At 45.4% G+C, this 26,491-nt stretch carries 21 protein-coding genes and 1 other annotated feature; of the genes, 12 read left to right on the forward strand and 9 right to left on the reverse strand.

The window, feature by feature from the left end:
- Positions 1–527: 527 nt before the first annotated feature.
- Complete coding sequence (locus RXX31_RS14025) at positions 528–1,889, reverse strand: amidohydrolase family protein (protein ID WP_317590129.1); 1,362 nt, start codon at positions 1,887–1,889, stop codon at positions 528–530.
- Between the two features lie 553 nt (positions 1,890–2,442).
- Here RXX31_RS14025 and RXX31_RS14030 point away from each other — a divergent pair.
- The 4 genes from RXX31_RS14030 (at position 2,443) to RXX31_RS14045 (ending at position 6,300) form a co-directional block, all read left to right on the forward strand.
- The gene (locus tag RXX31_RS14030) at positions 2,443–3,444 is read left to right on the forward strand and encodes an ABC transporter substrate-binding protein (RefSeq protein WP_317590130.1); all 1,002 of its coding nucleotides are present in this window, start codon (positions 2,443–2,445) and stop codon (positions 3,442–3,444) included.
- Entirely contained in the window at positions 3,444–4,271 is an 828-nt protein-coding gene (locus tag RXX31_RS14035; protein ID WP_317590131.1) for an ABC transporter ATP-binding protein, read from the forward strand. Before RXX31_RS14030 ends, RXX31_RS14035 begins: the two co-directional genes overlap by 1 nt.
- Positions 4,272–4,295: 24 nt before the next feature.
- Positions 4,296–5,078 (forward strand): ABC transporter permease, encoded by a 783-nt coding sequence (locus RXX31_RS14040; protein WP_317590132.1) that lies wholly within the window; start codon positions 4,296–4,298, stop codon positions 5,076–5,078.
- 238 nt (positions 5,079–5,316) lie between these two features.
- Entirely contained in the window at positions 5,317–6,300 is a 984-nt protein-coding gene (locus tag RXX31_RS14045; RefSeq protein WP_317590133.1) for an isopenicillin N synthase family dioxygenase, read from the forward strand.
- Positions 6,301–6,406: 106 nt separating this feature from the next.
- On the opposite strand, the gene clpB is transcribed toward RXX31_RS14045, so the two are convergent.
- The 3 genes from clpB to rluD form a co-directional block, all read right to left on the reverse strand.
- Positions 6,407–8,980: an ATP-dependent chaperone ClpB gene (gene clpB, locus RXX31_RS14050; protein WP_317590134.1), complete on the reverse strand. Its 2,574-nt coding sequence runs from the start codon at positions 8,978–8,980 to the stop codon at positions 6,407–6,409.
- Between the two features lie 149 nt (positions 8,981–9,129).
- Positions 9,130–9,858, reverse strand: a complete 729-nt coding sequence (gene pgeF / locus RXX31_RS14055) for a peptidoglycan editing factor PgeF (protein WP_317590136.1) — start codon at positions 9,856–9,858, stop codon at positions 9,130–9,132.
- A 1-nt stretch (position 9,859) separates the two neighbouring features.
- Complete coding sequence (gene rluD / locus RXX31_RS14060; protein WP_317590137.1) at positions 9,860–10,837, reverse strand: 23S rRNA pseudouridine(1911/1915/1917) synthase RluD; 978 nt, start codon at positions 10,835–10,837, stop codon at positions 9,860–9,862.
- A gap of 136 nt (positions 10,838–10,973) precedes the next feature.
- Between rluD and RXX31_RS14065 the strand changes: the two genes are divergently transcribed.
- From RXX31_RS14065 to yjjX, 5 genes are all read left to right on the forward strand, one after another.
- On the forward strand, positions 10,974–11,702 hold the full coding sequence (locus RXX31_RS14065) for an outer membrane protein assembly factor BamD (protein WP_317590138.1): 729 nt from the start codon (positions 10,974–10,976) through the stop codon (positions 11,700–11,702).
- A 141-nt stretch (positions 11,703–11,843) separates the two neighbouring features.
- Positions 11,844–13,325, forward strand: a complete 1,482-nt coding sequence (locus RXX31_RS14070; RefSeq protein WP_317590139.1) for a lytic transglycosylase F — start codon at positions 11,844–11,846, stop codon at positions 13,323–13,325.
- Positions 13,326–13,654: 329 nt separating this feature from the next.
- Positions 13,655–13,981 carry a ribosome hibernation-promoting factor, HPF/YfiA family gene (gene hpf / locus RXX31_RS14075; protein WP_317590140.1) on the forward strand — a complete coding sequence of 109 codons (327 nt, stop codon included), beginning with the start codon at positions 13,655–13,657 and terminating at the stop codon, positions 13,979–13,981.
- A gap of 108 nt (positions 13,982–14,089) precedes the next feature.
- Positions 14,090–14,212: a sequence feature (Phe leader region), on the forward strand.
- Between the two features lie 12 nt (positions 14,213–14,224).
- Entirely contained in the window at positions 14,225–15,403 is a 1,179-nt protein-coding gene (pheA, locus tag RXX31_RS14080; RefSeq protein ID WP_317590141.1) for a prephenate dehydratase, read from the forward strand.
- Between the two features lie 24 nt (positions 15,404–15,427).
- Complete coding sequence (gene yjjX / locus RXX31_RS14085) at positions 15,428–15,961, forward strand: inosine/xanthosine triphosphatase (protein ID WP_317590142.1); 534 nt, start codon at positions 15,428–15,430, stop codon at positions 15,959–15,961.
- A gap of 56 nt (positions 15,962–16,017) precedes the next feature.
- Here the strand turns inward: yjjX and trpR are convergent, their stop codons facing one another.
- A complete protein-coding gene (trpR, locus tag RXX31_RS14090; protein ID WP_317590143.1) occupies positions 16,018–16,317 on the reverse strand; it encodes a trp operon repressor in 300 nt (99 codons plus the stop codon).
- Between the two features lie 13 nt (positions 16,318–16,330).
- Positions 16,331–18,268: a transglycosylase SLT domain-containing protein gene (locus tag RXX31_RS14095; protein WP_317590144.1), complete on the reverse strand. Its 1,938-nt coding sequence runs from the start codon at positions 18,266–18,268 to the stop codon at positions 16,331–16,333.
- A 421-nt stretch (positions 18,269–18,689) separates the two neighbouring features.
- On the opposite strand from RXX31_RS14095, the gene ettA reads away from it, so the two are divergent.
- Positions 18,690–20,357 (forward strand): energy-dependent translational throttle protein EttA, encoded by a 1,668-nt coding sequence (gene ettA, locus RXX31_RS14100; RefSeq protein WP_317590145.1) that lies wholly within the window; start codon positions 18,690–18,692, stop codon positions 20,355–20,357.
- A 424-nt stretch (positions 20,358–20,781) separates the two neighbouring features.
- Positions 20,782–21,792, forward strand: coding sequence for a M23 family metallopeptidase (locus RXX31_RS14105; RefSeq protein ID WP_317590341.1), 1,011 nt, complete (start codon positions 20,782–20,784; stop codon positions 21,790–21,792).
- Between the two features lie 59 nt (positions 21,793–21,851).
- On the opposite strand, the gene tyrA is transcribed toward RXX31_RS14105, so the two are convergent.
- From tyrA to nagZ, 3 genes are all read right to left on the reverse strand, one after another.
- Positions 21,852–22,979 (reverse strand): bifunctional chorismate mutase/prephenate dehydrogenase, encoded by a 1,128-nt coding sequence (gene tyrA / locus RXX31_RS14110; RefSeq protein ID WP_317590146.1) that lies wholly within the window; start codon positions 22,977–22,979, stop codon positions 21,852–21,854.
- Positions 22,980–23,005: 26 nt separating this feature from the next.
- The gene (locus tag RXX31_RS14115) at positions 23,006–24,079 is read right to left on the reverse strand and encodes a 3-deoxy-7-phosphoheptulonate synthase (RefSeq protein ID WP_317590148.1); all 1,074 of its coding nucleotides are present in this window, start codon (positions 24,077–24,079) and stop codon (positions 23,006–23,008) included.
- Between the two features lie 218 nt (positions 24,080–24,297).
- Positions 24,298–25,281 carry a beta-N-acetylhexosaminidase gene (nagZ, locus tag RXX31_RS14120; protein WP_317590150.1) on the reverse strand — a complete coding sequence of 328 codons (984 nt, stop codon included), beginning with the start codon at positions 25,279–25,281 and terminating at the stop codon, positions 24,298–24,300.
- An 89-nt stretch (positions 25,282–25,370) separates the two neighbouring features.
- On the opposite strand from nagZ, the gene RXX31_RS14125 reads away from it, so the two are divergent.
- Entirely contained in the window at positions 25,371–26,483 is a 1,113-nt protein-coding gene (locus tag RXX31_RS14125; protein ID WP_317590151.1) for an anhydro-N-acetylmuramic acid kinase, read from the forward strand.
- The last annotated feature ends 8 nt before the right edge of the window (positions 26,484–26,491 follow it).

Raw genomic sequence — 26,491 nt, forward strand, 5'->3', positions numbered from 1 at the left:
AGGCCTGCCGCCAGCGTTCAATCTGAGCCATGATCAAACTCTTCAATTTAAAGTTTTGATTCCCTAAATAAATAGGGTGAGGCTCAATGAATACTGAACATTCCTTTGCTAATAAATAGCTAAAGTAATGTTTGAATTGACTGTGCTGAATCCGAAGATTCAATGGTCACTTCGTATCATTGAAACCTAATTTGAAACCAAAGTTTCTAATTGGATTATCATCAACGAGTGCCCACACAGATTGATAGGTTCTTATTTTTAAAGAGCGTTTCGACTGAGGCTTGCTCAAATCGGACGGCCATTTTAGCGAGATAACTTTCGGTGTCAAACACTTTTTTAAGTTATTTCTTTATGAGTTATTTTTCAACTCAACCGTCTTGTTATCTTGCATTGCTTTGCGAGACAACGGAGGCGAATTATAGGGAGAAAAATTGACTTGGCAAGGGGAATTCAGCCTAAAAAAGACATTTTTAGACTGAACGTTTAAATAAGCATCAATTTGAGGATTGTATAGCCGATTAATAGGCTTATGACTCTAATTTCGCCACTCGTTGATTGAGTTCAGCGATCGAATTTCTTACTTCGTCGACTAAATAGCCGTACTGCGCATCTTGCTCTTGCTGATAGACAATGCGTCCATTTACAAAGCTCACTTTAACCGAGGCAGGTTCACCGCACATAATTGGAGCCATTAGTGAAGAGTGACAGCCTGACAAACGAGGCTGATTGAGATCATAAAGGACGAGGTCAGCGGCGTAACCTTCTTTTATTTCCCCCACATCGGTAAGACCTAAGATATCAGCCCCTCCTTTAGTACCCCATTCCAGGACTTGTTCCAATGTTGTCGCATCTGGACCATTTTGTGCTCTGTGAATTAGCCAAGTCAGGTTGAGCTCTTGCAGCATCGATCCTGATTCAGCAGACGCGGAGCCATCCACTCCCAGAGAAATAGGCATACCCGCTTTGGCCATCTCAATAACAGGTGCGATGCCACTCCCCAGACGGCAGTTAGATGTTGGGCAATGAGCGATTCCCGTTTTCGTTTCTGCTAATAGCTGAATATCAGCCTCACTCACTTGGACCAAATGAGCAAACCATACATCATCACCCAGCCAATCACAGCTCTGTGCAAACTCAACCGCACTCATTCCGTACTTAGCGAATGCTTGCTCATTATCAAAGTCCACTTCTAGAAGATGGGAGTGCATTCTCAATTTTTGACTTCTGGCATACTCAGCCATTAATTTGAGATCGCTAGGCGTTGCAGAATGAGCGATTGTGGTTGGCGCAACCACCAGCTTACGCATCGCAGATCCACCTTCTTGATGGTAACGACTACGAGTATGCTCTAAACGTGAAATCATTTGCTCTGCAGATTCTGGAACAACACCAGCTTTCGCTAATCCTTTGTGCGTGCCTTTAACGGTTGCCCCTCCCCGACATAAGGCCAAGCGTATTCCCATTTCGTCAGCTGCCTGCCAAAGAACATCTTCTAACTCTTGGCTTGAGCTCGCATGATAAAGGTAGTGGTGGTCAGCACAGGTCGTCGCGCCAGAGCGAAGTAACTCATAGAAACCCAACTTAGCAGAGGAATACATGATCTCCGGTGTGATTTGAGGCCAATAGCGATACGGAACGCTCGCTAGCCAATCACCCAGACCATGATTAATGCCTGCAGGGATCCCTTTTAATATAGACTGCGCGATATGGTGATGCGTATTAACCATTCCCGGATAAACAACGCAATTTGTGGCATCGACCAGTTTTTCGCTTTCATTAGGAAGTAAGTTCTGCCCCAGCTCAGTGATGACACCGTTTTGAATTCGGATATCTCGTACATCCTGTTTAGGAGAAAACACACTGTTGGCATTTTTAATTAAGTAGTTCACGTCAATTTCCTTTTTAATGAACAATCGGTATCTAATTCAGATAACCAGAGTGGATGACCTTTGAGCAATGTCCCAGAGATACAACTCTTAACCGCTTCTACTCAATTAACAAAGAGGGATCGCGTACCGCTCTCCCCACCTCATTCTGTATACAATGCAATAACTACACCATACTTAAGATTATTTAGCTTTCAGTACTCGGCACCGATAGAGTGCACCAAAATATTTTTTTCGAGGCTGAAACGCACAGTAATGGTGCACAAAACGTCGTATTTAATCCTTTATTTGTCGCTTATTGTATACAACTCGAAATCTGGCATTTATCTCCCCACAGCAAGGTTAATCATTCGTTGCTCGCAGGTTACGCATTGTCGCTCAACTTTTTATCACTGTATGGCACAGTGTTTGCTAAATGTTAATTGAAAGTGTGAGTAGAAGCGGTTAGATACTTAAAAATGAGGTGTCGGGACATTGCTCATAGTTAGCCTAAAGTGACACACCAGGACCAAGGGTGTGCCTTTAGAAAAAGTGAAAAGGAAGACACGGAGTAACTATGAAAACTATTTCAAAATTGAACAAACTTGCCCTTTCGTTATCTTTACTGTGCGCTTCAGGAAGTAGTCTGGCAGCAGATAAAGTCACTTTCCAGCTTGACTGGTTACCTGGTGGGGACAAAGCCCCGGTGTTTGTTGGGGTTCAACAAGGCTTCTTTGCAGAAGAAGACCTGGACGTCACCATTCTTGGCGGTAAAGGCTCTACGGATGCGATTACCAAAGTAGCAACGGGTACAGCAGATATTGGTTCTGCGGACATTGTGGCTCTGATGGTTGCAAAAGCGAACGATAACGTGCCAGTTAAAGCGATTTATTCAATCTTCAACAAAGCACCTTATGCTTTTTATGCACTTGATGACTCTGGGGTAGAGTCGGTTAACGATGTCGCAGGAAAGACCATCGTCACTTCTCCGTTCACTTCTGCGAACGTTTTTCTGCCAATCATGCTTAAGAAGAATGGTATCGATGAAAACAGTGTAAAAGTCCTCAAAGCGGATCCAGGAGCACTCAATCCAATGCTGATTACCGGGCAGTCTGATGTGATGATTTCGTGGATGACAGATCGAGTGAAAAATACGGAGCAGGCCGAACAAGCTGGTAAAAAGCTCAATGTACTGCCTTGGTATGATGCAGGCCTTGAGTTCTACTCATCATCTATTATCGCCAGCGATAAGTTCATGTCACAAAGTCCTGACGTAGTGAAGCGATTCGTAAAAGCTTACGCGAAAGCCGTTGAATACACCTGGGCAAATCCAGAGCAAAGTGGTGCTGCTGTTAACAAAATAGTTCCAGATGTCGATGCTGCTCAAGCGACCGATACGATTAAATCCATTCGTGGTTTGGTGATGAATGAAGTTTCGGAAAAAGATGGCGTGGGCGTATTCACTCCAGTACGCCTGAGTGAAACGTGGAAGTGGACAGCGGAAGCACAAGGTCTGGACTTGGGTAAACTAGACCCAGAAACCGCAGTTGCTCGTCAATTTTTCCAAGAGGTGAAATAATGCAACCATTTGTTTCGTTCAAGAATATAGGGCATACCTATCACTCTGACAAACATTCGGTTACGGTTCTCAACGATGTCAACTTCAATGTAAATAAACATGAATTTGTTGCCATCGTTGGTCCTTCAGGTTGCGGCAAGTCTACCTTGCTGCGCCTACTGTCAGGTCTGATATTGCCAACCCAAGGTGAGATTTCAGTTTTTGGCCAGCCAGTCACTGAGCCGAGAGAAGATATCGGGATTGTATTTCAAAAGCCAACGCTATTGCCTTGGAAAAACATCCTCGACAACGTGCTTTTTCCACTCAAACACAAGTTCAATTATGTCTCCAAGAAAGAGCAACAACATGCTGAACTTCTTTTGGATACCGTTGGCCTAAAAGGTTTTGAATCGAGTATGCCCGACCAGCTGTCTGGCGGGATGCAACAGCGTGTAGGTATCGCGCGAGCTTTATTACTCAATCCGGATATTTTGATCATGGATGAACCTTTCTCCGCTCTGGATGCATTAACCCGAGAAGAGATGGGCTTTGAATTGCAAAAAATTTGGATGGAAAAGCCGAAAACCGTCTTATTCATTACTCACTCGATCTCCGAAGCGGTGCTACTCGCCGATAAAGTATTAGTCATGGGTCCACGACCAAGTACGGTGTTAGAGGAAATCAACATTGACTTACCTCGCCCGCGTGACATTCACACACTGCAAGATCCAACGTTTGGCTCTTACACCAACAAAATCCGCGAATACTTTTATCGTTCAGAGAAAAAGAGTGATGCGGAAAGTAAGGACTCAGGCAACGTTGAACCAATCCGCAGAACGGTTGCGTAATCGAATTTATCTAAAGGAATAGATATGAAACGGTATATGTCACAATGGTCACAGAATTGGCTTCCACTCGTCGCGATATTAGCCCTCATTCCGATTTGGGAAGCGACCTGCCGCCTGTTCTCTATACCAACATTTATACTCCCTGCGCCATCAGATATTGCACTGGCTTTCAGTCAAGTTCCGATGGAAAGGTGGTTAGACAATTTATGGGCCACACTACGCATCGCCCTGCTCGGTTTTGGAATTTCATTTTTAGTGAGTATTCCTTTGGCTATCATGATGGTGAACTCTAAATTTCTCACTAAAGCGCTGTTTCCAATATTAGTTGTTATCCAATCAACACCCGTAGTGGCAATTGCTCCACTGTTGATTGTTATTTTGGGGACCGGTGATGCGCCGCGTCTCACCATTACCTGCCTGATCACATTCTTCCCGCTTGTGGTATCCGCGACAACTGGAATGCTGGCAACCCCACCGGAGTTGATTGAGTTGTCTCGCTCATTAAGCGTAAAAAACAGCAAAACGATTTGGCAAATTCGCCTTCCTTATGCCATTCCCCATATCTTCAGTGGTGTAAAGGTCGCGATTACTTTAGCCGTGATCGGCTCCGTGATTGCAGAATTCGTCGCAGCAGAAAAAGGCTTGGGCTACTTGGTTCAATTCTCTACGTCTTATTTCAAGATCCCTCAAGCTTTTGCTGCACTGGTGTTCTTGTCTCTGGTGAGTATGTTGCTATTTAAAGCCGTTAGCTGGGTGCAACGAGCTTGCTTCTCATGGAGCCTGACCGAAGAAGAAAAACAAAGATAGAAAACCGTACATCACAACGCAATGGCTTTCACAATAACTGGGAGAGTAAACAAGTCAGCGTTTAATAAGAAACGGATCAAGGTGAACTTGTCCACACCTTTGTGCGGATGAGTTCATCGAGATTAACATGACTAGGAGTAGAAGCGGTCTGTAATAGCGAGCCATTGGGGCTCTCAAGCTATTGCTGGACATTGCTCCAATAACAAGCACGTATTTAATTGTTAATTGGAGAAAAATAATGACTCAATCATACCTATTGGATGAACTTAACTTTGAAACGACTATTGGCGGGCAAGGTTTAGAATCAAACGATACCGCGATCCCTTTGATCAACTTACACGATTTTGAAAACCGTCGTGAAGAGATCACGGAACAGCTCTGGGAAGCAGCCACTCAAGTCGGCTTTTTCCAGCTTGTCGATCACGGGATTAGCTTAGCGGACATTGAAAAGTCCTTTAAGCTCAGTGAACAATTCTTTTCCCTACCGATGGAAACAAAGCAACAGTTCCCTTTGAAAGAAGGCTTAAATGCTGGCTGGGAGTTCAAACAACAAGTTCGTCCATCCACTGGCACAGCGGATCAAAAAGAGTCATATCAAATTACGTTGCCTCATATGAGTGATTTGTGGCCGAGCAATGCTCAAGTGGAAGAGTTTGAATCGCATCTGTTGTCATTCGAGCACCAGGCATGGCAACTCGGTATGAATATTCTTTCCTGCTTTGCAGATAAGTTGGGTTTTGAGCGGGACTTTTTTACTAAAGCACACCAAAGAGAGTCAGAAAACTATTTGAGCACCTTACGTATGTTGCATTACCTGCCGATGAAAGAAGTACCAGAAACAGGTACATTCTGGCGCGCTGGTGCACATACAGATTTCGATTGCTTAACCATGGTATTCCAGCAGGAAAATCAAGGTGGCTTACAAGCAGCTGCCGGGAAAGACGCCAAAGACAATTTGGTTTGGAGCACCGTTGAACCAAAAGCAGGTGTCATCACTTGTAACATTGGCGACATGCTGATGCGTTGGAGTGATGACTTGTTGAAATCAACCCTGCATCGCGTGCGTATGCCAACAGCAGAAGAGAACCAAGACTCTCGTTATAGCATGGCGTTTTTCTGCCAGGCGAACCGAGACCAAATCATTCAGGGTCCGTTGAAGGTTTATGAGCCAATTACGGCTGAAGACTATTTGAAGATGCGAATTAACGCGAACTTCTCTTAAATAGTTCGGCAGTTGGAATGACAGTTCGAGCCCTGTAATTCCAATACTCCGAAGACGAAAAAGCCATGCAAATGCATGGCTTTTATTTGTTTCTATTGGTGAATCACTATTGGCTGGCGATGATATTACCGTCTTTGACACCCAGAACAATCGGTTTTCCTGGCAAGAACTGCCCTGAAAGCATCGATTTCGCTAGTGGGTTTTCAACATTTTGTTGAATTGCACGTTTCAACGGACGCGCACCATATACCGGATCAAAACCGACTTGTGCGATCAACTCTAACGCCTCGTCACCGACTTCTAGTTCATAGTCTTTCTCAGCCAGACGTTTATGCAAACGTTCCAACTGAATAGAAGCGATCGACTTAATGTGCTCTTTACCAAGTGGGTGGAATACCACGGTTTCATCAACACGGTTCAAGAACTCAGGGCGGAAATGTTTGCTGACCACTTCCATGACTTCATTCTTAATGCCTTGATAATCCAGTACTGCGAAGTTTTCCTGGATTCTCGAAGAACCTAAGTTTGACGTCATGATCACCACAGTGTTACGAAAATCAACCGTACGACCTTGGCCATCAGTCAGACGCCCGTCATCCAGCACTTGAAGCAGAATGTTGAACACATCTGGGTGCGCTTTTTCTACCTCATCCAATAGAATGACCGAATAAGGTTTGCGACGAACCGCTTCTGTCAGATAACCGCCCTCTTCATAGCCAACGTAACCCGGAGGCGCACCAACCAGTCTCGCCACAGAGTGCTTCTCCATAAACTCAGACATATCAATACGCACCATTGCGTCTTCACTATCAAACATGAAGTTTGCCAGTGTTTTACACAACTCGGTTTTACCCACACCCGTTGGACCTAAGAACAAGAAAGAGCCAATAGGTCGGTTTGGATCCGACAACCCGGCACGGCTACGGCGAATCGCATTCGCAACCACTTCAACCGCTTCCACCTGACCAATCACACGCTTGTGCAGCACTTCTTCCATACGAAGTAGTTTTTCTTTCTCTGCCTCGAGCATCTTAGAGACCGGAATGCCAGTTTGTTTGGACAGCACTTCCGCGATTTCGTTATCGGTAACTTTGTTACGCAACAAGGTCATCTCTTGCATTTCTGCTTGTGCAGCCAAGTCCAACTGTTTTTCCAGCTCAGGAATACGACCGTATTGCAACTCAGACATACGGTTTAGATCACCCGCACGGCGAGCAAACTCCATATCCATGCGTGCTTGCTCAAGCTCAGATTTAATGTGTTGCGTACCCGATAGTGCGGCTTTTTCTGTATTCCATACCTCTTCTAACTCAGCATATTCGCGCTCTTTCTCAGTCAACTCTTCATTTAAAGTCGTCAGGCGCTTTTCACTCGCTTCATCATGCTCGTTACTTAACGCTTGCTGCTCAATCTTTAACTGAATAATTTTACGTTCGAGCTTATCCAAAGACTCTGGTTTCGAATCGATTTGCAGACGAATGCTTGATGCCGCCTCATCGATTAGGTCGATCGCCTTATCAGGTAACTGACGGTCGGAAACGTATCGGTGTGACAAACTTGCTGCCGCAACGATAGCTGGGTCGGTAATTTCTACATGGTGATGCAGCTCATAACGCTCTTTCAGACCACGCAAAATAGCGACCGTATCTTCAACAGTTGGCTCATCCACCAGCACTTTTTGGAAACGACGCTCTAAGGCTGCGTCTTTCTCAATGTACTTACGGTATTCGTCCAATGTTGTCGCACCAACACAGTGAAGTTCACCACGAGCCAATGCTGGTTTCAGCATGTTACCCGCATCCATAGAGCCTTCACCTTTACCAGCGCCGACCATGGTATGCAGCTCATCAATAAACAGAATGATGTTGCCTTCTTCTTTAGCTAACTCATTCAATACTGATTTCAAGCGCTCTTCGAACTCACCTCGGTATTTTGCACCCGCTACTAACGCGCCCATATCTAAGGCCAGAACACGACGACCACGTAAACCTTCTGGCACTTCATTGTTAATAATGCGCTGTGCCAGACCTTCAACGATCGCTGTTTTACCCACACCAGGTTCGCCAATGATAACCGGGTTATTCTTGGTACGACGTTGCAGAACTTGGATCGTACGACGGATTTCATCATCACGGCCAATCACCGGATCCAATTTCCCCTGCTCTGCTCGTTCGGTCAGGTCTATGGTGAACTTTTCCAAAGCCTGACGAAGCTCTTCCGCATTCGGATCATCGACCTTTTGACCACCTCTGATCTTTTCGATCGCCTGGCTTACTTTCTGCTCGGTTAAACCGACTTCTTTCAATAATTGACCAAGCGGACCTTTGTCCTCAATGGCGGCTAGGAGGAAGATTTCAGACGAAATATAAGAGTCCTGGCGTTTTTGCGCGACTTTGTCACAAAGATTGAACAGAGTACCCATCGCACCCGAAAGCTGCACATCACCACCAATGCCGCTGACTTTTGGTAATCGATCAAGGATTTCGCTCAACTTAGAGCGCAAATGTGTGACGTCAACATCCAACATTGTCAGCAATGGACGAATTGGACTGCCATTTTGATCAAGCAAAGCCACCATCAGGTGAACTGGCTCTATATATTGATGATCGCGCCCCAACGCTAATGATTGAGCATCAGAGATAGCGATTTGAAACTTACTTGTGAATCTATCAAGACGCATATCGACCTTCCTAACCTCATATAAGAGAATACTAATGACAGTAGAAAGATGGATACTCGCAAGGGGAATTTCAAGGGAGGATGTAAATAAATATAAACAGTGATGCAACGAAAACGGATGCATCACCATTTTTTAAGATTGATTAAAATCTAATCTTCCAACCAGATAAAGGTGGCTTGGCGCCCGGTCACCCCATCACGACGATAGGAGTAAAAATCATCACCGTTTTGGTATGTACACAACCCCGAGTCAAAGACTTGAGAGACTCCAGCTTTGTTTAGACGCTGCGTCGCCAGCTTTGACATATCGGCAAACCATTTGCCTTGAATGTCTCGTGGAATAAACGCTTGCTGAGCCTTTGAGTCAAAATCAACAAAAGCTTGCAGAACATCTTCACCGACTTCAAAAGCTTCAGGCCCAATTGCTGGCCCAAGCCACGCCATCACATCGCCAGAAAACATCTCTAGTGCATTTTCGACAATACCATTCGCTAAGCCTCGCCAGCCCGCATGAACTGCCGCAACTTGCGTACCCTGAATATTGGTTAAAATCACTGGTAAGCAATCGGCGGTCATCGCAGAACACACGACATTGCCAGTACTGGTAAATACCCCATCAGCATCAAGTACTTGAGATGTCGGCTCTGATACTTGTGTTACAACGGTAGAATGCGTCTGATTCAGCCAAACCGGTGCGCTTGGCATATCAGATTGCTTCATCAGCCAGTCACGGTTCTGTTCAACTAATGACAAATCGTCCCCAACATGAGCGCCAAGATTCAGCCCTTGGTAGGTGCCGGTCGAAAAGCCTCCCACTCGTGTAGAAGCAAATGTTTTGACATTTTTAGGCGCTGGCCAGTTAGGGACAATGGTCTTCATTTTAGAACTCTTCCGGTAAACCGTGCTCTTCCGTATCTTTACGCAGTGCTTCTGTCATTGCCACCATATCGTCTGGTATTGGAGCATGGAACTCTAGCTCTTCACCAGTGACCGGGTGAGCAAAACGCAACATCGCAGCGTGTAGCGCCTGACGGTCAAAGCCACGAATCATATCGGTCAGCTCTTGTGATGCACCAGCTGGAATACGTGCGCGGCCACCATAAGCCGTATCACCTAACAATGGATGTTGCAGGTAAGACATATGCACACGGATCTGGTGAGTACGACCGGTTTCAAGACGCAGACGAATACGCGTGTGCTCACGGAAGTGCTCCGCAACACGGTAGTGAGTAACCGCCGGTTTGCCCATTGGTGCTACTGCCATCAACGTGCGCTTAGTCGAGTGACGGCCAATCGGTTGATCGACTTTACCACCCGCCGTCATGCGGCCAATAGCAATCGCCTCGTACTCACGAGTGATATTACGCTTTTGCAGAGCACGAACTAGGCGCGTTTGAGCTGGTACGGTTTTCGCTACCACCATCAAACCGGTCGTGTCTTTATCCAGACGGTGGACAATACCTGCACGAGGAACCTCGGCGATATCCGGGTAATGATGTAGCAATGCGTTGAGCACCGTACCATCAGGTGTACCCGCGCCAGGGTGCACGACAAAATCACGAGGCTTATTGATTACGATGATGTCATCATCTTCGTAGACGATATCTAACGGGATATCTTGCGCTTCCCAGCGTTCTTCATCTTCCAGCTCGGCTTGCAATGTAATTTCCTCGCCGCCCATGACTTTGGTGCGAGGTTTGGTGACAACTTCACCATTCACTTGTACTTTCCCCTCAACAAGCCATTCTTTCAGGCGAGAGCGAGAGAAGTCAGCGAACAATTCTGCGATAGCTTGGTCTAAACGTTGACCTAACTGGCTATCTTTTACGGTATTTGTTAATACTATCTGCTGAGCCATATCGAACTTTTTTAAAAACTGTGAGACTAATGCTCACGACTGTGAAAAAATAGACTATTACGTCATTGTATCTGTTACTGGAAAGAAAGTAACGGCAGCTTAAGAAATATTTAGATTCAAGGAACAGACTCCTGATATGAAACGTCAGACTTTAACAGGCCTTTTAGCGGTATCCCTTCTGTTTGGATGTGCAAGCAAAGAAGAAATCGTTCCTGATGTGCCACCTTCGGAACTGTATGCAGACACGCAAACTTCGCTTCAAACTGGTAACTGGCTAACCGCCATCGAGAAACTAGAAGCATTAGATTCTCGTTACCCATTTGGTGCCTATTCAGAACAGGTACAACTTGATCTTATTTATGCGTACTACAAAAACGACGACCTGGCGCTTGGCTTAGCAACCATCTCTCGTTTTATGCGCCTAAACCCAACTCATGAAAAAATGGACTGGGTACTATATATGCGTGGTTTAACTCATATGGCGCAAGATCGTAATTTTATGCACGATCTATTTAATATTGATCGTAGTGACCGAGATCCAGAGCCAGTTAAACAAGCCTTTGATGACTTCAAAAAGTTACTGCAACGTTACCCGAACAGCCACTATGCTGAAGATGCGCAAAAACGCATGATCGCCTTAAAAAACCGTTTGGCCAATTATGATCTGGCGACGGCTGATTTCTACCTACGTCGTGAAGCGTGGATTGCAGCGATCAACCGCAGCCAAGAACTACAGAAGACCTTCCCAGATACAGAAGCAGCCCGTAAGTCGCTTGAAATACAGCTAGAAGCGTACAAACAGCTTGGTCTTGAAGACTCTATCGCCAGAACGGAAGAGTTGATTAAACTCAACCCAATCAACTAAAGCTAACTGCCCTCCAAATACTCGCCACAGTCTCAACAACTGTGGCGTTTTTCTATCTAAGCGACTCCTCACGCTTCACTTGATGGTTTTTTGAGCACAATATATGCTTAGAGTTCTCCCACCATTAACCTGGACGTGAACGTGAGACTACTTAAGCTATGGGCAACATCGCTGCTCCTCTTGTCTGCATCCGTTTGCGCATTGCAAATTTCACCGTTAAAGCAGCCGCCGTATACCGGTGACCTGGGCGTCATTAAAGAAAAAAATTTACTGCGTGTCCTTGTCTCTGCTGATTTGGGCTTTTACTACATTGAAGGTGGCACGCCGAAAGGTATTGGTGCCGAGCTTCTGACTCATTTCGAGAAAGATTTACGTAAAATCAAACCAAAAATAAACGTGCAAATTATTCCTCTTGCTCGTGACCAACTGATTCCAGCGCTAAACAAGGGCTCTGGCGATTTAATCGTCGCAAACCTGACGATTACTGACAGCCGAAAAGAAAGAGTCGATTTTAGCGCTCCGATACTCTCCGGAATTCAAGAGTGGGTCGTGACAAACAAAAATACACCTGCCATTACCAAACCAGAACAGCTGAGTGGAAAAGAAATATGGGTCAGAGCTAGCTCCAGTTATTTTGAAAGCATTCAGGCTCTTAATAAAACTTTAAACAAGAAAGGATTACCGCCTGTCATTGTTCACTTCGTTGAAGAGACGCTTCAAGATTACGAACTGGTTGGCATGCTGAATAATGGTTACGTCAAAGCTATTGTGTTAGATAGCCATAAAGCCAGTCTGTGGTTGAACGTAATGGATGATATCCGAGTACACAAAAAAGCCCCGCTGCGTAAAAGTGGCAAAATTGGTTGGGCAATGCGCAAAGACAGCCCGCAACTCAAAGCGGTCGTGAATAAGTTCATCAAGAAATCACGCTCAGGCACTCTGCTTGGTAACGTCATCTACGGTAAATACATCGACAATACCAATTGGCTTAATAAAGCCCTTAACCCGAAAAAAATTGCTCAGCTAGAAAAGCTATCTGCCCTGTTTTCTCGCTACGGCGAGAAATATGACTTTGACTATCTGCTGATAGCAGCCATCGCTTACAAAGAGTCTGGTTTTAATAATAACTTAGTCGGAAGCCAAGGCGCAGTAGGCATCATGCAAGTTCTGCCTAGCACGGCAAGAGACCCAAATATCAACATAAAAAATGTTCGACAACTGGAAAACAACGTTCATGCGGGCGTGAAATACATGGCGTTTTTACGTCGGCAATACTTCAACGACAAAGCTATATCCGCCGAGAACAAAATCTATTTCACTTTGGCTGCCTATAACGCCGGGCCGGGAAATGTGGAGAGAATGCGTAAGCTCGCCGCCAGACAAGGATATAATCCGAATGTTTGGTTCAACAATGTTGAAGTCGTGATGAGAAAGAATATCAGCGCAACCGTCGGTTATGTCACCACCATCAACCGTTACTACGTCATATACAAACAATTAGAAAGTTTGGACCATGCAAAATCACTGAAGAATGTTTTGTTGGCTCCGGACGATCCGGTTTTCATGACCCCATTACTCAAGTTTAGTCAAACACCAGAAAGCAAAAAGCCGCTTGTTAACTAAGCGGCTAATCAAAATTCTCTATGTTTGCACATTACAATGTGACAACGATCACGCATTTTATGTCGTTAATTTTTAATCAACTTAAATTATAGGTTGTACAACGCCCCTAAAAACGAGGTGGTTTTCAGCTGAGTACTCTATCCAATCTAATGATTTACCAACCGATAACAAGCTATTTAATAATAAATCTCAGCACTTCTTGAGTGAGATCACATTCATTTTTCATTGTGAAAACCTCGCACAAAATAGTGATCTATATCACATTTATTTATACATAAAGCGGTAATCTGAACTTAACCCATGAGGGATGCAACAGAGGAAAAGCACTTATGACAATGAATATCACTGGCAAAAACATCGAAATCACCTCTGCAATCCGTGCTCATATTGAGAGCAAATTTAAAAAACTGGAGAAATGGCAAGTCGACCTAATTGGATGCCAAGCAACGTTCAGTGAGGAACCAAACAAGCAGAAAAAGTTTGAAGCGGTTGTTAAGGTTCCCAAAGGGCAACTTATCGCCTCAGCCACACACGAAGATCTTTACGCAGCGATCAATGAAGTGGAGCAAAAACTAGAACGACAACTGAATAAGTTGACCCACAAGCCTGAAGCTCGCAGAGCGACCAAGCCTGAGCTTGAGACAGAAGAAGAGTAAACCGACCAGATTGAGGAAATAGCGCCGTAAGGCGCTATTTTTTTGCTTGACGCTCTACGCCTGCTTGCTTATTGTGTTTAAACACTCATAAATTGCGCACTAATTATGCATTTAACCCCTCTGTTTATTTTTGACTTCTTTTTCCTCTCATAGCAGGAGGGGGCGAGCTCGTTTGTGAAAGAAAAGTCAAAAACAAACAGAAAGCCTCCCATAACGGGAGGCTTTTTTATAAGGAAAGAATTGATGACTGACCAACCTATTTCTCTGGAAGATATTCGTGTACGTTTAAATGAACTTGATGACGAGCTACTTAGCTTGTTATCTGAACGCCGTAGACTCAGCATTGAAGTAGCCAAAAGCAAAGTCCAAACCTCAAAGCCGGTTCGTGATGCGGTTCGTGAACAACAGTTATTGGTGAAGCTCATTGCTAATGGACGAGAAAAATATGATTTAGACGCTCAGTACATCACCAAACTTTTCCACACTATTATTGAAGACTCCGTGCTTCTACAGCAAAGTTATCTTCAGAATCTGGTCAACCCACAAGAAAGTCGTAAACCTCTCGCACGTGTTGCTTTCCTTGGTGCGAAAGGATCATATTCACATCTGGCAAGCCGCGAATACTTCAGTCGTAAAAATACTGAGCTGATTGAACTGAACTGTGAGCATTTCAGAGAAGTGACTCAGACGGTAGAATCAGGTCATGCCGACTACGGTGTCCTACCGATTGAAAACACGAGTTCTGGCTCTATTAACGAAGTGTATGACTTGCTGCAGCACACCACGTTGTACATCGTTGGTGAGTTAACGCAGCCTATTGAACATTGCTTGGTTGCGACAAAAGACATCCGTCTCGAAGACATCAAAACGCTTTACTCTCACCCTCAGCCACATCAACAATGCAGTGAGTTCCTTAGCCGCATGAAAGGCGTGAAACTAGAGTCGTGTGCCAGCACAGCCGATGCAATGCAGAAGGTACAAGAGCTGGGCCGCGATGATGTCGCTGCTATCGGTAATGCTTCAAGCGGTAAGTTATATGGTCTTCAGGCTATTCAAGGCAACATCGCAAACCAAACAGAAAACCACACTCGCTTTATCGTGGTGGCTCGCAAGCCTGTAGAGGTTTCTACGCAAATCCCAGCCAAAACCACACTGATCATGTCAACGTCGCAACAAGCGGGTTCGCTGGTTGAAACACTACTAGTACTCCAACGCTATGGCATTAATATGACCAAGCTTGAGTCACGTCCTATTATGGGCAATCCATGGGAAGAGATGTTCTATGTTGACTTAGAATCGCACTTGGATTCGCAAGAGATGCAGCAAGCGTTACAAGAGCTCACAAAGATCACTAAGCACCTGAAAGTACTGGGTTGTTACCCTAGCGAAAACGTAAAACCAACCCAAGTTAAATTGAGTTAATAGACACCAGTGAGCAAAAAGATCATGGCAACCCAAAAAGTCGTTATTGCCTCTTTAAACCCGGCAAAAGTCAATGCGGTTAAAAGTGCGTTTCAAAGTGCATTTCCAAATCAGGCTTTTGAGTTTGAGGGAGTGAGTGTACCCAGCGAAGTCGCGGATCAGCCGATGAGCAACGAAGAAACCTATAAGGGCGCATTGAATCGAGTAAAAAATGCCAAAGTCGAAGCTCTAGGCGGGGATTTTTATGTTGGACTAGAAGCTGGTATCGAAGGCAGTGTTACCTTCGCCTGGATGGTAATCGAGTCTCAGACTCATCGTGGCGAATCCCGCTCCGCTAGTTTGATGTTACCGCCAGAAGTGTTGGATCAACTTGAACATGCCAATGAACTGGGCGATGTCATGGACAGCGTGTTTGGCACAGAAAATATTAAACAGAAAGGTGGCGCAATTAGTCTGTTGACCCAAAATCAATTGACGCGCAGCTCGGTATACCATCAAGCCCTGATTCTGGCTTTGATTCCTTTTACCAATACAGAGCATTTTCCAGCTAACCTCTAAAGCTCACGTTCCTATTCTAGTGGTATTAAAAAGGGCGGAATCTCCGCCCTTTTGTTTTACTCTGTTGGCTCTAATAATGCTTTGAGCTGGTCTTTCTCTTCATCCGTTTTGGACTTCAACTCATTTGAACCACGTGTGATAGTTGCAATGCCCACACCCAGCATCTGGCTGATCTGACGTTGAGATAACTCGCCTTTGAGCAGTTCATTAAGAATGTTCACTCGGGCAATTAATGAATCTCGTTCATCAGCTGTCATCAGCATCGTTAACAACATTTCATGCTGCTGACTATCGACGCTTGTTCGGAATAGATCAAGAATCTGCTGCCAGTCTGTGTACTCGGGTTCATGTGACATCAAGGTACCTCACTCAATACTTGGTATTGATCTCATGTTGATTCAAGAACGCGCCATCGATACCCAAAAGATCACGGTAGTACGTTTCAAACATTAAGATGTTCTGAACATAACCACGTGTCTCTTTAAATGGAATAGCCTCAATAAAGGCATAAGCATCCACTTTTCCCTGGGTTCTCTCACGCCACGTTTTCACTCTACTTGGACCAGCATTATAAGCCGCTAGAGCAAAAATACGATTATTATCGTAATCCTCTAATAAACCTTGCAGATAATGGCTACCAATTTCGATATTTTTGCCGACGTTATACAGTTCTTGAGAGCCTTGATACTTTAACTTGTATTTACGTGCTGTGTACTTTGCCGTTTCAGGCATTATCTGCATGATACCGCGTGCACCAACGGGTGAACGAGCTTCTACATCCAACGCACTTTCTTGCCTTGCCAAAGACATCATCGTCACCGGGTCGATATCATGCTTCTTCGCATAGAAATTAAACCACCACTGATGCACAACAGGGAACCTCAGTTCAATATTGTCCCACATCTGAGCTTGGATACTTGCGGTTACCGTCAGGTGATGCCAGTGTTTTGAAGACGCATAGGCTGCTAGCATCGCTTTTTCGTCTTTATTCACTCGACGGAGCAAATGTGCCCACTCACTCTTAGCGGCAGAAATCTTATCGGTCGCGATCATCTCTTCAATACGAACCAGAGAATCTTGGTAGGGCTGAACTACCTTGCTGTCTAATTTGATTCTGTGAGTAGGGTACTTGATCGACTGCCCTATCGCATTTGCGGCAGCGACACTGTAGAAGTTACGCTCGCCAACTAAAGTCGCTAATCTTTTCTTACCGGCAATGTCATCACCAAGCCCAATTTCACTTCGTCCCAGCCAATATTGCCAGCGCAGTGAGGACTGCTCTTCCTGGTTAAGAACAGCAATCCATTCCTGAACCCCTTTCCAGTCTGCATTTTGCACCGCGAGACGAATACGAGTCTCGATAAGTGGTAAGTATTGGCTGGTTTTCGTCTTGTCATCTCGCCACTTAGCCAAACGGGCAGACTCTGTACGTGTTAACCGAAACGCAATGTAATCGGCAAGTGACTGCGCTTTTTCAGGAGAAAACTTCTGCCCCTTTATGACCGAATCGTACGCTTGCTGTGCCTCCTCGATATCCATACGAGCCAGCTTTTCTAGCGCAAATTCACTCTGAGTACGATAAAAATCATTGGCCGGTTTTTTCTTGGCAAATTCAGCGACGGTAGCAGGCTGATCAAACAACGCTTTCATCTCTTTGGCTTGTTGCCTGGCCTTGGCTGATTTAGGTAACTTTTGCAAATAGCTCATCAGGCTACCGTTACGAGCATCAAATGCCAGTAACATTCGCTGTAAAATCAAATCGTCCGTTCGCCCACCAGCTTTATCCCAGGCAGAAAATAACGGGTCACATTCAGAGGCAATACTGGTGCCACTTAACCACATATCCTCCGCACCTTTGAACGCCGCAACTTGTTTACCTTGCTTGAGGTACGCCTGGTAAAAAATGCATTGATAACGCTCGCCGCTGGGAATCACTTTTTGAAACTCGGTAATGGTCTTCCAGTCTTTCTGCTGATAGAGATAATTCAGGTAAGGCGCTCGAATGCGTCGAGAGAAAGGAAACGCCTCATGCTCAGAAATAAAATTATCAACTTGCTGCGGCGATTTGCTCGAAAGCTGCCTTAGAAAAGTGCGGTAGTCCACGTAAGGTGTCAGTGGATAGTTGGCAATTCTTGGGCGAATAGCCAAATATCCATTAATGTCATTCTTATCTAATAAGTTTTGCGCCTGCTCATATATTTCGCGCTGCTTTTCTAAGCTAAGTGCGGCATTGGCGGTCACACTTGCTACACACAAAGCAGCGGCACAACATACACTTTTAGCCAATTTTGTAACGTTGAATCTCATTGGTATTCATTTCCCCCAAATATTTACTGCCTCAAAGCCTAGTTTTCTTAGAGTTTGTTATTCAAAAGCACTCTTAGCATATGCATACATTTACACAGAAACGTGCAACCTATGTAAAGTGAATTGATGTATTAATATTTATACTCGTGAACTTTTGCAGCAATGAGAACGAGAAGTTCATAAATCGTAAGCGAATAACAAAAGTGTATACCGTAACCGTGTAAGTTTCCGGTCAGCTGAGAATAAGAAATCGCATAAGATGAGAAATTCTTGCAGCGCGGTAACAAATAGCCCTAGATAAACTATTTATGCGTATCAGTGACAACGCTCTGAATCCAGCATCCTGAAGTCATTTGGGTATCTCAGGCAGTTGGTATAAAATAGTGGGTTTGAATAACAGTTAATTTAGGAACGATCGGCAATGGCTGAATACGTATATACCATGTCGCGGGTGAGCAAAATTGTGCCACCTAAGCGTCAAATCCTTAAAGACATCTCTCTGAGCTTCTTCCCTGGTGCGAAAATCGGTGTTTTAGGTCTGAACGGTGCAGGTAAATCTACCCTGCTACGTATCATGGCGGGTATCGACACGGATATCGACGGTGAAGCACGTCCACAACCTGGACTTAACGTGGGCTACCTTCCTCAGGAGCCGGTACTGGATGAATCAAAAACCGTTCGTGAGATCGTAGAAGAAGCGGTATCAGATGTCGCTGACGCGCTGAAACGTCTGGATGCGGTATATGCGGCATACGCAGAACCAGATGCGGATTTTGATGCCCTGGCAAAAGAACAAGGCGAACTAGAAGCTCTGATTCAAGCAAAAGATGGTCATAACCTGGATAATGCTCTAGAACGTGCAGCGGATGCTTTGCGTCTTCCAGAATGGGATCAGAAGATTGAACACCTGTCAGGTGGTGAGCGTCGCCGTGTCGCTATCTGTCGTCTTCTACTCGAGAAGCCAGACATGCTTCTTCTTGACGAACCAACCAACCACCTGGACGCTGAGTCAGTGGCTTGGCTAGAACGCTTCCTGGTTGATTACACAGGCACCGTAGTTGCGATTACCCACGACCGTTACTTCCTTGACAACGCAGCGGGCTGGATTCTTGAACTAGACCGTGGTGAAGGTATTCCATGGGAAGGTAACTACACTTCTTGGCTAGAGCAGAAAGATGCTCGTCTACAACAAGAAGCGTCTCAAGAGAAAGCTCGTCAAAAAACCATCGAGAAAGAACTTGAATGGGTTCGTCAGAATCCAAAAGGTCGTCAGGCGAAATCTAAAGCGCGTATGGCTCGCTTTGAAGAACTACAAAACAATGACCATCAGAAACGTAACGAGACCAACGAACTGTTTATCCCGCCAGGTGAGCGCCTGGGTGATAAGGTTATCGAAGTAAATAACCTGACGAAATCGTTCGACGGCCGTGTACTGATCGATGACTTGTCATTCAGCATTCCCAAAGGTGCCATTGTCGGTATCATCGGTGCCAACGGTGCAGGTAAATCAACACTATTTAAAATGCTAAGTGGTACAGAACAACCAGATTCAGGCACGATCGAACTGGGTGATACCGTGAAGCTGGCGTCGGTTGAGCAGTTCCGTGATTCAATGAACGACAAAAACACCGTGTTCCAAGAGATTTCTGAAGGCGCTGATATCATCAAGATCAACAACTTTGAAATCCCTGCACGAGCATACTGTTCACGTTTCAACTTCAAAGGTTCTGATCAACAGAAAGTCATTGGTGAACTATCTGGTGGTGAGCGCAACCGTGTACACCTTGCGAAACTGCTCAAAGCGGGCGGCAACGTACTGCTACTCGACGAACCAACCAACGATCTTGATGTTGAAACACTGCGTGCACTAGAAGAAGCGTTACTTGAATTCCCAGGCTGTGCAATGGTTATCTCGCACGACCGTTGGTTCCTGGACCGTATCGCTACACACATCATCGACTACCGTGACGAAGGTCAGGTTAACTTCTACGAAGGTAACTACACCGAGTACATGGATTGGTTGAAGAAGACGCTGGGCCCTGAAGCTGCAGAGCCTCATCGCATCAAATACAAGCGTATCGCGAAGTAATCTCATATTGATACATGGGCGTTCACTGACGATCTCAGCAGAGTCCGATTGTAATTTGAACAAAGGCCGCTATTATAGCGGCCTTTCTTTTTATCAAAGGTTGAACCAACATCACTTTTAGCCGCCTCAACACTTTCAATGAATAATCGCACACTTCTTGTGCTTTTTGATATATGATTCAGTTCGTTCGGTCATTGCTAATAAAAAACACAACACAGAGGTAGCTTTTTTCATCGCTTGTCGACCAAACCTCCCCAGCAAATCGAACAATGTAAAATGTAATAAGGCTGATGCTGATTGAAAGTGCAGCTGCTAACAATAATTTTCAGAATTGAATGTAGGCAACAACGAACCTCCACACGAATGTGAAAGCTCTTTCGCTGTAGGAAATAAATAACCAATGCCTGCTAAAGTAACTATCACTATGTCTAAAAAAATCATCATTCAGATCCCGACCAAAAACGGCGATCAGCAATTTTACTTTGGCCGCATTTCGGTCGTTACCGTATTGGCTTCAGTCATCGCGTTACCTGCCGTTATTGGTGGTGCATGGTATATGAACCAGCAACAGCGCTATGATCAGGATGTACTGGTTCAAGCCGTCGCTAAACTGGAGAGTGAGAAAAACGAAATCACCTCGCTTTACGAAGAACAGCTCGATACCAATCACTCACTTTCTCAGTCTTTAACTGACCGAAATAACCAAATTCAGCTGCTGGGTAAACGTGTATTCGATGTCGAGTCGGTGCTGGGTTTGGCCGACGAAGAGGTGATGCTCGATGAGAACAATTTAGCGCTTGAAGAGAGAATTGACGCCGCCGCAATAGACTCTGCAGTAAGAGCCACCATGTTTCGTCTTATCCCTAACGATAGTCCAATCACCTACCAACGCATCTCTTCTTCTTACGGCAGTCGAATCAATCCAATATCAGGCAAACGACACGTTCATACTGGTATCGACTTAACCTGTAAACGAGGTGAAGAAGTTCTGGCCCCTGCGGATGGCGTTGTGGAGACGGTTCGTCCAGGCAACCGAGGTTATGGCAACTACCTCACCTTGCGTCATTCATTTGGTTTTATGAGCTCTTTCGCGCACTTGCAACACTTCAAAGTGAAAAGTGGTGAGTTTGTCAGTAAAGGAGATGTCATTGCTCAATGTGGTAACTCAGGTAACTCCACAGGACCACACCTGCATTACGAAGTACGCTTTCTCGGACGCGCGTTGAACCCTCAATACCTGATGGACTGGACACCAGAGAACTTCAACTACGTATTTGAAAAAGAGAAAAAAGTAAAATGGGGGCCATTAGTTCAGTTGATTGACGATGTCGTTCGCCTGCAAATTAACTTAACCAATTCACCTTACCGAGACACCAGCATAGAGACTGTAGACACAATCGCCAGTGAAGAGAGCAACGACACAGTGATTAACTGATTGCCAGCAAAAAAAAGAGCAGCCATCGCTGCTCTTTGCTTTTGTATCAGTCCAGTCAATTAGCCACGATGGATACTATCATTGGCTTGCTTGAGCAGGTTCTGACTCTCATTCATAAACTGTTGAGAATAGTCACCGAACCAATCACTGACCTGCTTAAAGCTTTCCACAAACTTAGCTTTATCTTTACCGTCCAGAATCGAGACCGCATCACCTAAACGCTGATGGAATCGTTTGATCATATCGATGTTGTCTTGGGAAGAGAAAATGATATCGCCGTACAGGTTCGGGTCCTGACCAAACAGTCGTCCAACCATCGCCAACTCAAGACGGTAGATTGGCGAGCTTAATTTCAGTAACTGTTCGATATTCGGGTTCTCTTTACTCAAATGCATGCCGTAAGCAAACGACGTAAAGTGGCGTAGTGCCTGAATCAGTGTCATGCCATGATCGTGCTCTTCAGCTTCAATCTGACACAAGCTTGCCCCCCAAATACCAAATTGTTGTAGCAGCCATTGATAATGCTCATTACCACGACCGTCACAGTAAACGATAACTTGCTTAGCAAGACTAGGAACATCAGGGCCAAACATCGGGTGAAGGCCGACAACTGGCCCAGAATGCACTTTAAGCATCGCTTGCAGTGGCTTCGACTTAATCGAGGTTAAATCACACAAAATGCAATCTTGTGGCAAGTTACCCAGCTTCTCGATAACCCCTTCCGTCAGATGAATAGGTACCGTGACCACGACTAAACCCGCGTTGTCCAGGATCTCATCCGCACGATCCCAGTCTTTGCTGCCCAGCACTTTGACCTGGTAGCCCGACAATTTGAACATACGACCGAATAGACCGCCCAGTTGACCGTTACCACCGATAATCACAACTGAGCGTAATTCTGGGTTCAGACACTTAAAACCGGAATCTTTCTCACTGGCATAAGACTCACGCATAGTACGACGAAGAATGTCTTCAATCAGCTGCGGGGGGACGCCGATTTTCTCAGCTTCAGCTCGACGGGACGCTAACATCGCAGCCTCTCGATCCGGGGCATAAATTGGCAAACCGTGTTCGCTTTTTACTTCACCCACTTTTTCTACCAGCGATAAACGCTGGGCTAAAAGCTCAAGCATTTGCTTGTCGACTGCATCAATCTGATCGCGTAATGCGTTAAGTTCAACTGCCATTGATGTTCCTTTAAATAAGTTCCGTTTTAGCCTTTTAGGCGATTCTCTAAGAAAGGCACCAGCTCTTCGTGCGCATGACGTAATAGTGCCTCAGTTGACTCCCAATTGATACATGCATCGGTGATAGAGACACCGTATTCCATCTCTTCAAGTTTCAGGTCAGAAGATTGGTTACCCTCATTGATATGGCTTTCGATCATCAGACCAATAATAGACTTGTTGCCTTCACGAATTTGGTGGATCACGTCTTCAGCAACCAGCGGCTGACGGCGGTAGTCTTTACGCGAGTTCGCGTGGCTACAGTCAACCATTAGTGATGCGTCAAGACCTGACTTCGCCATTTCTTGTTCACACTCAGTTACGGATACCGAATCATAGTTAGTCTGCTTACCACCACGCAGGATTACGTGACCATTAGGGTTACCCTTGGTCGTCAACAGTGCCACTTGCCCTTCACGGTTGATCCCCATGAATCGGTGGCTAGATGATGCGGCTTGCATCGCGTTAATAGCAGTAGCTAAGCTGCCATCAGTACCGTTTTTGAAGCCAATTGGCGTCGATAGGCCACTTGCCATTTCACGGTGAGTTTGTGATTCCGTTGTACGCGCACCAATCGCTGCCCAGCTAAAGGTATCTGCGATGTACTGAGGGCTGATTGGGTCAAGAGCTTCTGTCGCAAGCGGAATTTCCATCTCTGCCAGGTCAACCAGCAGCTCACGGCCAACATGCAGACCGTGTTCTATATCAAAACTGCCATCCAGATGCGGGTCATTGACTAAACCTTTCCAGCCAACGGTAGTACGAGGCTTTTCAAAGTAAACACGCATAACGATATACAGTTGGTCGCTTAGTTGTTCTGAAAGTGCTTTAAGACGTTTTGCGTAGTCTTTCGCCGCATCAACATCGTGGATAGAACAAGGTCCGCACACAACAAGCAGACGGTGATCTTTCTTATGAATGATGTTAGCAATAGTTTGACGAGATTCTTGGATAAAGCGACGTGCATTGTCACTCAGAGGCAGTTTCGCTTTTAACTCATCTGGAGTGATAAGAACCTGTTCTTCGACGATGTTAATGTCGCTCAATTCACTTTTTTTCATAACCTTGACCTGTATATTAATTTTTACACCCAACCAAATCCTTGGTGAGACAACTAAGCTTTAACGACAAGATAACAGGCTAAATGATAAAAACAAGTGTACATTTTAAAAAACATTTAATGTAAACTTAAATTTACACAAAATAAAAGCCAAACTTAACTTAAGTTTGGCTTGAGTTCGATGTTTTTAGCAGTTTACGTGCTTGAAAGTACTCACGCTTATGGAATTAAACGCTTCATCGCTTCGCTGGCTTGTTTCCACTCTTGTGACAACTTGAGCTCACTCAGAGAAAAGCTCTGTTTTTTCAGTAACGCGCTGGCTTGCGGCACACTCGTGATAGGTAAGTTATCCAGAGCTTCGACCTGAGCCTCTCGTTTATTGCACATCAACAGCATATCGCACCCTGCATTCAAAGCCTGAATGGAGCGTTCTGTAGGCCCGCCCATGATAACCGCGCCTTCCATGGTCAAGTCATCAGAGAAGATCAAACCTTTGAAACCAAGTTGCTGACGCAGAATTGTTTTCAGCCAATATTCGGAACCGCTGGCAGGTTGAGAGTCGTAGTTCGGAAAAATGACGTGAGCTGGCATCATGGCATCCAGAATGCCGGCTTCTATTTGAGCTTTGAAAATCGCCATGTCTTGTTCAAAGATATCACTGCGCTCGTCATAGGGTGTTTCCAGGTGAGAGTCAGCAATCACGCCACCATGACCGGGAAAGTGTTTACCTGTTGTCGCCATACCAATGCTTTTCATCCCTTGCATGTACGCAGTGCTATGACGAAGGATGGTATTGGCGTCTTCCCCGAAGGCTCGGCTACCAATCGCTTTACACTGATGGCCTTTATCTAATACAGGGGCGAAGCTCAAATCAATATCATGAGCAATCAGCTCCGCAGCCATAAGCCAGCCGCCCATTTGAGCAAGCTCTTCACTGTTTTGATGTTTAGCATATTCATCAGCAGCAGGGATAAGAGAAAAGCCCTCACGAAATCGCTGTACGCGCCCGCCTTCCTGATCAACACCAATCAGTAGCGGACGTTTCGCCGCTTTGCGGATAGACTGGGTAAGCGCCTGAAGTTGCTCACTGTCATGATAATTCCGTGTAAACAGAATCAAGCCACCAACCGTTGGATGCTCCAAAATTTCTTTGTCTTCAGCAGTCAGCTCATAGCCTGCAACGTCAACCCATAACGGACCCATGTTTTCTCCTCAAATATCTGCTATCAAGTGAGGTTATTCGCTTCAGATTTGCTTTACAATAAGCGAATGAAGAATTGACGAGATCGGCTGTGAATTTTAACGAACTTTACATTGGCGTGATGTCTGGCACGAGTATGGATGGTGTCGATACCGCTTTGGTTGAGATTAGAGGAAACCACGTTCAGCTTATTGCCCACGATGATTATCCAATGCCTGCCCAGCTGAAACAGGCTTTATTATCCGTTTGCACCGGTCAGGAGACGAACCTGAAAACCGTTGGTGAACTCGACCACCAGCTTGGTCACCTGTTTGCCGATGCCGTTCTCCAGCTGTTGGATAAATCAGGCTATTCGGCTGAGCAAATACGCGCGATTGGCAACCATGGTCAAACGGTGTTCCATCAGCCAACGGGCGAGTATCCTTTTACCACTCAATTGGGTGATGCCAATATTATCGCGGTGAAAACCGGTATCGACACCGTAGCGGATTTTCGTCGCAAGGATATGGCGCTTGGCGGTCAAGGCGCGCCTCTTGTTCCTGCTTTCCACAAAAGTATCTTCGCCATGCAAGACTCGACAACCGTGGTTTTAAACATTGGTGGCATTGCCAATGTTTCCGTTTTGCATCCACAGCAACCGGTGATTGGTTACGATACAGGGCCGGGCAATATGTTGATGGATGCCTGGTGCGAGAAGCATACGGCTCAAGGGTTCGATAAAGACGCACAATTTGCACTGCAAGGCACAGTCAATCCAGCACTGCTCAATCAATTACTGCAAGAGCCTTATTTAACGCGCGCAGCACCCAAAAGTACCGGCCGCGAACTGTTCAATATCGATTGGTTACAATCCCAACTAACTGGGTATTCACTCTCTGCAGAAGATGTTCAGCGCACATTATGCGAGTATTCCGCTATCACCATCGCCAGTGAAGTAAAGAAATTTACTTACGGCACATCTCCGCAACTGCTGGTTTGTGGAGGCGGAGCGAGAAACCCACTGTTGATGCAACGCTTAAGCGAATTAATGCCTCAATGGCAAGTGACCACAACTAACGAAAAAGGCGTTGATGGCGACTATATGGAAGCAATGGCGTTTGCGTGGTTAGCTCAGCGCCATATTCACGGTTTGCCGAGCAATTTACCGGAAGTCACCGGGGCAAGTCGACTGGCTTCACTCGGTGTATTGTATTCAAAAAATTAATAATGAAG

The sequence above is a fragment of the Vibrio sp. EA2 genome (assembly GCF_033042495.1).
In the GTDB taxonomy this organism is placed as follows: Bacteria; Pseudomonadota; Gammaproteobacteria; order Enterobacterales; family Vibrionaceae; genus Vibrio.